8 protein-coding genes, 1 tRNA gene and 1 pseudogene are annotated in these 9,898 nt (G+C 63.5%); 7 read left to right on the top strand and 3 right to left on the bottom strand.

Annotated elements, in window-relative coordinates:
- Positions 1–14 precede the first annotated feature (14 nt).
- Positions 15–1,034 carry an ABC transporter permease gene (locus tag B5M41_RS05935; RefSeq protein ID WP_134646811.1) on the top strand — a complete coding sequence of 340 codons (1,020 nt, stop codon included), beginning with the start codon at positions 15–17 and terminating at the stop codon, positions 1,032–1,034.
- A gap of 91 nt (positions 1,035–1,125) precedes the next feature.
- A complete protein-coding gene (gene iolG, locus B5M41_RS05930; protein ID WP_134646809.1) occupies positions 1,126–2,118 on the top strand; it encodes an inositol 2-dehydrogenase in 993 nt (330 codons plus the stop codon).
- Between the two features lie 61 nt (positions 2,119–2,179).
- On the opposite strand, the gene B5M41_RS05925 is transcribed toward iolG, so the two are convergent.
- Entirely contained in the window at positions 2,180–3,397 is a 1,218-nt protein-coding gene (locus tag B5M41_RS05925) for an ROK family transcriptional regulator (protein WP_134646807.1), read from the bottom strand.
- Between the two features lie 243 nt (positions 3,398–3,640).
- Here B5M41_RS05925 and xylF point away from each other — a divergent pair, with 243 nt between their 5' ends.
- The 4 genes from xylF to B5M41_RS05905 all read left to right on the top strand — a co-directional run bounded on the left by xylF (position 3,641) and on the right by B5M41_RS05905 (position 7,180).
- Positions 3,641–4,681 carry a D-xylose ABC transporter substrate-binding protein gene (gene xylF, locus B5M41_RS05920; protein ID WP_134646805.1) on the top strand — a complete coding sequence of 347 codons (1,041 nt, stop codon included), beginning with the start codon at positions 3,641–3,643 and terminating at the stop codon, positions 4,679–4,681.
- A gap of 164 nt (positions 4,682–4,845) precedes the next feature.
- Positions 4,846–6,156, top strand: coding sequence for a sugar ABC transporter permease (locus tag B5M41_RS05915; protein WP_134646803.1), 1,311 nt, complete (start codon positions 4,846–4,848; stop codon positions 6,154–6,156).
- A gap of 12 nt (positions 6,157–6,168) precedes the next feature.
- A complete protein-coding gene (locus B5M41_RS05910) occupies positions 6,169–6,954 on the top strand; it encodes an ATP-binding cassette domain-containing protein (RefSeq protein ID WP_134646800.1) in 786 nt (261 codons plus the stop codon).
- Between the two features lie 149 nt (positions 6,955–7,103).
- Positions 7,104–7,180 (top strand) — tRNA-Arg (locus B5M41_RS05905).
- Between the two features lie 209 nt (positions 7,181–7,389).
- Here B5M41_RS05905 and B5M41_RS05900 read toward each other — a convergent pair.
- A pseudogene (locus B5M41_RS05900) lies at positions 7,390–7,612 on the bottom strand (transposase); the annotation flags it as partial.
- Between the two features lie 214 nt (positions 7,613–7,826).
- Between B5M41_RS05900 and B5M41_RS05895 the strand changes: the two are divergent.
- Positions 7,827–8,471 carry an outer membrane protein gene (locus tag B5M41_RS05895; protein ID WP_134653360.1) on the top strand — a complete coding sequence of 215 codons (645 nt, stop codon included), beginning with the start codon at positions 7,827–7,829 and terminating at the stop codon, positions 8,469–8,471.
- 247 nt (positions 8,472–8,718) lie between these two features.
- Here B5M41_RS05895 and B5M41_RS05890 read toward each other — a convergent pair whose 3' ends face one another.
- Positions 8,719–9,516, bottom strand: coding sequence for a glycosyltransferase family protein (locus B5M41_RS05890; protein ID WP_134653362.1), 798 nt, complete (start codon positions 9,514–9,516; stop codon positions 8,719–8,721).
- Between the last annotated feature and the right edge of the window lie 382 nt (positions 9,517–9,898).

The raw sequence follows: 9,898 nt of genomic DNA, 5'->3' as shown, positions 1-9,898 counted from the left end.
CCAGGGAGGTAATCATGAGCACGAATTCCGCAGCGCAGGCACAGGCCGCAGCGCAGAAATCTGCCCGCCGGCTCCCGCCGGAACTCAACATCTTTCTCGTCCTCATCGGCATCGCGCTGGTCTATGAAGTCCTCGGCTGGATCTTCGTCGGCCAGAGCTTCCTGATGAACACCCAGCGCCTGACGATCATCATCCTCCAGGTCGCGGTCATCGGAATCATCGCGGTGGGCGTGACGCAGGTCATCATCACCGGCGGCATCGATCTGTCGTCGGGCTCGGTCGTCGGCATGACGGCGATGTTCAGCGCCTCCCTCGCCCAGGCCTCCACCTGGCCGCGCGCGCTCTATCCCTCACTGACCGACCTGCCGGTCATCGTGCCGCTCGCCGTCGGCATCGGCGTCGGCCTGCTCGCCGGCATCATCAACGGGCAGCTGATCGCCAGGACCAAGATCCCGCCCTTCATCGCGACGCTCGGCATGATGGTGTCGGCGCGCGGCATGTCCAAGTGGTACACGAAGGGCCAGCCGGTCTCCGGCCTTACCGAACAGTTCACCTTCATCGGCACCGGCATCTGGCCCGTCGTCATCTTCCTGGTCGTCGCCGTGATCTTCCACATCGCGCTGCGCTACACGCGCTACGGCAAGTTCACCTATGCCATCGGCGCCAATGTGCAGGCCGCGCGCGTCTCCGGCATCAATGTCGAATCGCATCTCGTGAAGGTTTACGCCATCGCCGGCGCGCTGGCCGGCCTCGCCGGCGTCGTCACGGCGGCGCGCGCCCAGACGGCCCAGGCCGGCATGGGCGTGATGTACGAACTCGACGCCATCGCGGCCACCGTGATCGGCGGCACCTCGCTTGCCGGCGGCGTCGGCCGCATCACCGGCACGGTCATCGGCACCGTCATCCTCGGCGTCATGACCTCGGGCTTTACCTTCCTGCGCGTCGACGCCTACTATCAGGAAATCGTCAAGGGCGTGATCATCGTGGCCGCCGTGGTCGTCGACGTCTACAGACAGAAGAAGCGTAAGACGTGATTTAAAAGAGCGAATAGGGAGTAGCGAATAGCTATGCCTTTTCAAAAACTATTCGCTATTCCTACTCGCTACTCACTCACATGAGGACAACATGACTGTAAGATTTGGTCTTCTCGGCGCCGGCCGTATCGGCAAGGTCCATGCCAAGGCCGTGACCGGCAATCCGGACGCCAGGCTGGTCGCGGTCGCCGATGCCTTCCCGGCGGCGGCCGAGGCCATCGCCCAGCAATATGGCTGCGACGTGCGCACGATCGAGGCCATCGAGGCAGCAAGCGACATCGATGCCGTCGTGATCTGCACGCCGACGGACACCCATGCCGATCTGATCGAGCGCTTCTCGCGCGCCGGCAAGGCCATCTTCTGCGAAAAGCCGATCGATCTCTCGGTCGAGCGCGTCAGGGCTTGCATGAAGGTGGTCGAGGAGACCAAGGGCAAGCTGATGGTCGGCTTCAACCGCCGCTTCGATCCGCATTTCATGGCCGTGCGCAAGGCTATCGACGACGGCCGCATCGGCGACGTCGAGATGGTGACGATCACCTCGCGCGACCCGGGCGCCCCGCCGGTGGACTATATCAAGCGGTCGGGCGGCATCTTCCGCGACATGACGATCCATGACTTCGACATGGCGCGCTTCCTGCTCGGCGAAGAGGTGGCAACGGTTTCGGCAACTGCCGCCGTGCTGGTCGATCCGGAAATCGGCAAGGCCGGCGACTATGACAGCGTCTCCGTCATCCTCCAGACGAAGTCCGGCAGGCAGGCCATCATCTCCAACTCGCGCCGCGCCACCTACGGCTACGACCAGCGCATCGAGGTGCACGGCTCCAAGGGCGTCGTCTCGGCCGAAAACCAGCGCCCGGTCTCCATCGAGATCGCCAATGGCGACGGCTATACGCGCCCGCCGCTGCACGACTTCTTCATGACCCGCTACACGGAAGCCTATGCCAACGAGATCGCGAGCTTCATTGCTGCAATCGAGAAGGGCGCCACGATCACGCCGTCCGGCGCCGATGGCCTTGCGGCCCTGCTGCTCGCCGATGCCGCCGTGAAATCCGTGGAAGAGAAACGGCAGATCGCCGTCGCCTGACGGCCGTCTCCTCCCAAGCAACTGGCCGGGCGCTTCGTCGTCCGGCCTTTTTTGTCGGGCGTCATTCCGCGGCCTTGGCCGCGATGATGTCGTGATCCATCTCCGCAAGCGCGCGGGCGAGATGCCCTTCCAGCGCCAGCGTTGCCTCCTCCGGCACGATGGAGATCGGCGGCGCGCCGAAAAGGCGGACCTGCTGCGATTGCGCAAGCCCCTCCTCCACGCCGCGCTGCATGAGATCGAAGAAACGCGTGCCAGGCCCGGTGATGGCGATCGGCATGGTCTCGTAGAGGCTCACCATGCGCGACAGCCCCTGCCCCAGCGCAAGGCCCGCCTGGCGGAAAGCGTATTCGGACATGCGGTGGCCCTGGCGGGCCCTGAGCGCGATCTTGTCCATTTCCGCGAGCGGCACGAACTTGGCCGGGATGGTATCCGGCGGCACTTCGAACGCGGTGCGCAGGATGCCGTAAAAGCCCGCGGAGGCCTCGATGCAGCCCTGCGCGCCGCACCGGCAGAGCTTGCCATCCGCCGAATTGAGCATATGGCCGAAATTCGGCGCCGTGACGCTCAGTTCGCCCATGTGATCGAAACGGGCGATGCCAAGTCCGATACTGTGCCCGAGCGACAGGGCCGCCACGGCATGCAGATCGTTCACGCGCGCCTTTTCCATGCGCGAGGCCATGGCATGGGCCACCAGCAGCGTTTCGTTGCTGAGCAGGATCTTCGCCCGCCAGGCCGGCTGGAGCAGAGCGGCGAAATCGACCTGCTGCGCCCCGAAGACCGGCGACCAGACCAGCCGCGCCGATGCCGGATCGACAAGCCCCTTGCTGCTGATGGAGACGACGAGCACATCGTCGCGCCGGATCTGCGACCGCTCCACCAGCCTTTCAAGCGCCGCCACAAAGGAGGCCGCGAACGGCCCGGTCGAGACATCCGCATGATTGCGCGGCTCCTCGAAACGGTCGAGCAGCGTGCCGCCATAGTCGGCCAACGAATATTGCACCATATCGGACGAGATGCGCACGGCGATGAGATAGCCGGCTTCGCGTCGCTGCCCGAAGATGACGCGGGGACGTCCGCGCGAGGCCGCCGCCTGCTGTTCGCGGCGCTCCAGAACCTCCGCCCTCTCCAGATCCGCGGTGATGGCGGAGACGGTGGCGGATGCCAGGCCGGTATGCTGGGAAATGTCGGTGTGGGCGAGCGGGCCATGCCGGCGAAGCGATGCCAGAACGAGCGCGCTGTTTTGCTGACGCACAAGCTCCGTGCTCGATTTTGTCAGCATTTTCCGATTCCATTCGCTCTTTCAGGCGGCAACACATGCTCCTCCCAAAGCATCTGTCACGCTGTCGTTCAAGGCCTTCACGCCCTGGTTGACAGCTTGGAAAACTTCTGACATTTATTTTCTCGACTGTCGAGAAAAAAGTCCCGGCATTGTCGGGAGGGGCATCGAGGCAGTATTTTCGTGACCGGTCGTTGATGGGGCGGGAGGTTCGCCCGGCGGCCGGCGTTCACTTGGGAGGATATTATGAAGTCCGTTTTGAAGCTGATGGCAGGGGCTGCCATCATCGTTTCCATGCATTCCGCTGTTCACGCCAAGGACCTCGTGGTCGGCGTTTCCTGGTCCAACTTCCAGGAAGAGCGCTGGAAAACCGACGAAGCCGCCATCAAGGCCGCTCTCGAGGCGACCGGCGACAAGTACATTTCCGCTGACGCCCAGTCGTCGGCAGCCAAGCAGCTGACCGACGTCGAGTCGCTGATCGCCCAGGGCGCCAACGCCATCATCGTGCTTGCCCAGGACAGCGACGCCATCGGCCCGGCCATCGAGAAGGCCGCGGCAGAAGGCATCCCGGTCGTCGGTTACGACCGCCTGATCGAGAACCCCTCGGCCTTCTACATCACCTTCGACAACAAGGAAGTCGGCCGCATGCAGGCCCGCGAAGTGTTCAAGGTGAAGCCGGAAGGCAACTACGTCTTCATCAAGGGCAACTCGGCCGATCCGAACGCCGACTTCCTCTTCGCCGGTCAGCAGGAAGTGCTGAAGGAAGCGATCGATGCCGGCAAGATCAAGAATGTCGGCGAAGCCTACACCGATGGCTGGAAGCCGGAAAATGCCCAGAAGAACATGGAGCAGTTCCTGACGGCGAACGACAACAAGGTCGACGCGGTCGTCGCCTCCAACGACGGCACGGCCGGCGGTGCGATTGCCGCACTCGCAGCCCAGGGCCTTGCCGGTTCCGTTCCGGTTTCCGGCCAGGATGCCGACCACGCCGCGCTCAACCGCGTCGCGCTCGGCACGCAGACGGTCTCCGTCTGGAAGGACTCGCGTGAACTCGGCAAGCGCGCCGCGGAAATCGCAGCCCAGCTCGCCGGCGGCAAGACCATGGACGAAATCGAAGGCGTCACCACCTTCAACGGCGGCCCGAAGGGCGTCGAGATGAAGTCTGTCTTCCTCGCACCGCTGCCCATCACCAAGGACAACCTGAACGTCGTCATCGACGCGGGCTGGATCTCCAAGGAAGCAGCCTGCCAGGGCGTTGCAGCCGGCTCCGTCGCGGCCTGCAACTGACCGCCCGCATCCGGGCAACAAGCTGACCATTGACCAGGCGCCGCGACCCACACGTTGCGGCGCCTGTGCGAGATCGGCAGCGGGCGCGGGACGAGACGGCAATCGATCCTTGAAAAACCGCCCGGACGGATACGTTCAACAGACATGAGGGGAACGGCAAAGCCATGGCCGACATCACCACTACCGCCGCCAATCGCGCGCGATCGGCAAGCGAGAACCCGGTGAAGCGCTTCTTTCGCGCCACCGAAATCGACACGCGCCTGCTCGGCATGGTCGGTGCCCTGCTGATCATCTGGATCGGCTTCAACATCCTGTCGGGCGGCCTGTTCCTGACACCGCGCAACCTGTGGAACCTCTCCGTTCAGACCGCGTCCGTCGCCGTCATGGCGACCGGCATGGTGCTGGTCATCGTCACGCGCAACATCGATCTCTCGGTCGGCTCCATCCTCGGCTTCGTCGGCATGATCATGGGCGTGCTACAGGCCGAAATCCTGCCGCAGGTGCTGGGCTTCAACCACCCGGCAACCTGGATCCTCGCCCTTCTCGCGGGCCTGTTGCTCGGCGCGGCCATCGGTGCGCTGCACGGCGCGATCATCGCCTTCCTCAACGTCCCCTCCTTCATCGTCACGCTCGGCGGCCTTCTCGTCTGGCGCGGCGCCACCTGGTTCGTCACCAGCGGCCGCACGGTCGCGCCCATGGATGCCACGTTCCGCCTGATGGGCGGCGGCACCGAAGGCTCGATCGGCGCCACGGCAAGCTGGATCGTCGGCGCGCTGGCCTGCATCGCGATCGTCGCCACCATCATCAATTCGCGCAAGCAGCGCCAGCGCTTCGGCTTCCCGCAGCGGCCGATGTGGGCGGAATATTTCCTCACCGCCGTCGGTTGCGCGCTGGTGCTCGGCGCCATCGCCGTCGTCAACAGCTATCCCTGGCCGGTCGCCATCGCCCGCAAATATGCCGATGCCAACGGCATCGCCTGGCCTGACGGCGGGCTCTTCATTCCGCACGGCATCGCCATTCCCGTGCTGATCGCCATCATCGTCGGCATCGTCATGACCTTCATCGCCACGCGCCTGCGCTTCGGCCGCTACGTCTTCGCGCTCGGCGGCAACCCGGAAGCGGCCGAGCTCGCCGGCATCAAGACACGCTGGGTGACGGTCAAGATCTTTGCGCTGATGGGCATGCTCTGCGCCATCGCCGCCGCCATCTCCACCGCCCGCCTGAATGCCGCGACCAACGCGCAGGGCGAGCTCGACGAGCTCTACACGATCGCGGCTGCCGTGATCGGCGGCACGTCGCTTGCCGGCGGCATGGGCACAATCGCCGGCGCCATGCTCGGCGCCCTCGTCATGCAATCGCTGCAATCGGGCATGGTGCTGGTTGGCATCGATACCCCGTTCCAGCGCATCGTGGTCGGTATGGTCCTCGTCGTCGCCGTCTGGCTCGACACGGTCTACCGCGCCCGCGCCAAGTAAGGAGCCGCACCAATGACGGACACTCGTACGCCCCTCGTGGAGATGAGGAACATCTCCATTTCCTTCGGCGGCATCCACGCCGTCGACAACGCCTCCGTCGACCTTTATCCCGGCGAGGTCGTGGCGCTGCTCGGCCACAACGGCGCGGGCAAGTCGACGCTGATCAAGATCCTCTCCGGCGCCTACAAGCGCGACAGCGGCGACATCCTGATCAACGGCGAACCCGCCGACATCAACAACCCGCGCGACGCCAAGAAATACGGCATCGAGACAATCTACCAGACGCTCGCCGTCGCCGACAATGTTGACGCCGCCGCCAACCTCTATCTCGGCCGCGAGCTGCGCACCCCCTGGGGCACGCTCGACGATGTGGCGATGGAGGCCAAGACGCGCGAGGTGATGGGAAGGCTCAACCCGAACTTCCAGCGCTTCAAGGAGCCGGTAAAGGCGCTTTCCGGCGGCCAGCGCCAGTCGGTGGCGATCGCCCGCGCCATCCTGTTCAACGCCCGCATCCTCATCATGGACGAGCCGACGGCAGCGCTTGGCCCACAGGAGACCGCGCAGGTCGGCGAACTCATCAAGCAGCTGAAGAAGGAGGGTATCGGCATCTTCCTGATCAGCCACGACATCCACGACGTCTTCGACCTCGCCGACCGCGTCTCGGTGATGAAGAACGGCCAGGTCGTGGGACACGCCCGCACCGAGGACGTCACCAAGGACGAGGTGCTCGGCATGATCATCCTCGGCAAGGTGCCCGAAAAGGCCATCCCCGGCCCCGGCGCCATGCAGACCACCTGATCCACCCGACAACGGAAGCCGCCCCCGGCGGCTTCCGCCTCGCCGCCACAGCCAGCCATCAGTTCACCTTTTCTCCAATTTCCCGATTGAAGCCCGTCCCCACCTGGGCTAAGAACCCTTCATCGGACAGGCGATTCATCGCCCTGGATGCACCCGTAGCTCAGCTGGATAGAGTGTTGGATTCCGATTCCAAAGGTCACAGGTTCGAATCCTGTCGGGTGCGCCACTGAACTATTTGAAATCATTGATTTATCAGTTCTACATTGTCCTGGCGCTTCAAGAACCGTTCTCAAAGCTAAAGCCGAAGATACCCATCACCCGCACTTGGCCTACCCTCTGCAACCCCGGCCCGCGCCGGGCAGGCCAAGCGCTGATCGCCTACAGGGGGGTGAATATTGGACGCCGATAAGGGGTCAACATTCCGCGCCGATTGACACATCGCCTCGGCGAGCAGCTTCTTCAGCTTGGCATTCTCATCTTCCAAAGCCTTCAGCTTGCGGGCATCGGATACCTCCATGCCGCCATACTTGGCCTTGTATTTATAGAAGGTCGCCTCGGATATTCCGTGCTTGCGGCAGACATCAGCCGTTCTCTGGCCGCTCTCCTGCTCCTTCAGCATTCCGATAATCTGCTCGTCCGTAAACCGTGCACGCCTCATTCCGTCCGTCTTCTTGATACGACGGACTCTACCAAAATCTGGAGGAAGTTCAGGGGCTCAGGTCAATTGCCGGTAGCGCATCCCGAGACGCCAGCATCGTAGATAGCCAACCGGATCCAACGAGAATAACAACTGTTGCGTGCCGGCTACAGCAAATCGGCGTTATCGGGGTTAGAAGCATCGAAACGCAAGCCGGCCAAGGGGGAATCAACGAATGCGCAAAGCAGTACTTTCGGCAGTTGCCATGTCTCTGATGACGATGAGCGCCTACGCGGCGGACATGGCGAGTCCGATGACCTCTCCCGAAGCTGACTATGCAACGCCGTTCCAATGGTCCGGCGCCTATGTTGGTGCCGATATCGGTCATGGCTGGCTCAACGGCGATTTCTCCGCTCTCGGAACGACCATCAGCGAAGATTTCAATGGCGCGACGCTTGGGGGCTTTGTTGGCTACAACTGGCAGTTCTCAAACGGCTTCGTGACCGGCGTCGAGGGTGATGTATCGTACAACTGGAATGACAAGGAATTCAACAACGGCGAGTCCGGCACGGAGTGGGCCGGGTCGGTGCGGGGCCGGGTCGGTTTCGCGATTGACCGCGCGCTCGTTTATGGCGCTGGCGGCTGGACCGCAACACGCGGATTCGTCAAGGACATTCCGTCGGGCCAGGAATTCTCGAAGACTTTCAGCGGCTGGACCATCGGCGCAGGCGTCGAATATGCGGTTACCGACAACGTCTTTGTCCGTGGTGAGTATCGCTACAACAACTTCGGCGATAAGGACATCGACGTCGGTCCTGGCATCATCAACGTCGACTTCGACCAAAGCGTCGTCAAATTCGGCTTGGGCGTAAAGTTCTAAATTCCTCGCAGGACTTCAATGTTAACCCCGCTTCGGCGGGGTTTTCCGTATTGCACGCAACCGCCAGCCAGCCACGACTTCGGCAGCCACCCTCGTGGCATTGCGCGAGGCCATGCATCATCGTTGCAGCTCGTCTACATCGCGTTCACACTGTCTACACATAAATACCAGTCGCCAGCAGCGCCACGAGGCTGATGAGCTGTAAGGATGGACAAGGCCATGCCCACCGTGATCAAGCGCCTGCCTGTCAGGGCGGCTCTTGAAACGCGGCGGTGGTGGTCGTCGGATCTCGTGACGGAGATATTGCCGGAGACGCTCCTTGGCTGGCATCGGCAGTTTTTGCCGCCGGCTCCGGTGCCATGCCGAATGCTTCTCTGAGCGTCGCCTCGCTTCTTTGGGCGAACCGTCGGGCCGCGTAACGACCCCAGGCAATGTTTTGCGGTGGCAGGGGACCGGTCAGGCGTTCGATGATCTGTTCCGGCGCGACGGCGATGTGCAGAAGGTTTTCCACCGTGCACAGACGGTGGGCAAGCGAGCCCTGCCGCACCACCACGGGTATGCCGAGCTGCACGGCCCGTCCCAGGATGCCGCTGGCATGATCGCCGGCGCGCGGATAGAAGCACCAGATCGCATCGCTCGCCGCGTAGGCGCCCAGCAGTTCGGCATGCGACAGCGCACGATTCACCGCGACACCGCCGGCCTCTTCCAGCACCAGAGCGTATTCGGCGATATCAGGCGAGACTTTGCCACAGGCCAGAAAGGTGAAGCGCTTCCGCAGGACGGAAAAGCGCGCGAAGGCGTCTGAAAAGAGATCGAAACCCTTGCCCCGGCTTTGTGTGCCGAGCGCCGTCATCACGAAGCGGTTTCCCGGCCGGCGTTCCCGACGCAGCTGCTCCACCGCCTCACGCTCCTCTTCCGTCACATCCCAGAGCTGGAAGTCGTATATCCAGTCGTCTGCGATCGTCGAGAAGGCCGGAAAGACATTGAACGGCACGATCGTGAGCGTGCGCACCGTTCGACAGCGCTTCATCGCGCGCAGCACCATGCGCCGAAAGCGGCAGCGCAGGCGCGGGGAAACGACAATCGGCATGGGCCGCAACAACAGCCCAACGGTCCGCCGGCCGGCCAGGGCGCGAACAAGGGCGACCAGGACATAGAGAAAGAATGTCTCCTCGACCGCGAGGAAAATCACCGCCGCCCGCGACAGGAAGAGATCGCGCACACGCCCGCGACGCGCACCGAAAAGCCGTTCCAGCACGTGCAGATAGGCCGGCCGGCGCCCCGTCTCGCTGTGTATGTAAACGACAGGACCGGCGGGACAGTCAGCCCTCCCGCCGGTCCGTTGCCGCCCCCCCAACCAGGCGCCCCACGCCCCCGTACTGTCCGACCGCGCAAGCGTACCCGACGCCGCCGGCTGTCCTGCGTCA

Origin of the sequence: Shinella sumterensis (assembly GCF_004514425.2) — a bacterium.
Lineage (GTDB): Bacteria > Pseudomonadota > Alphaproteobacteria > Rhizobiales > Rhizobiaceae > Shinella > Shinella sumterensis.
The sequence above is the reverse complement of the archived record's forward strand: the minus strand, read 5'-3'. Positions and strand labels throughout refer to the sequence as shown.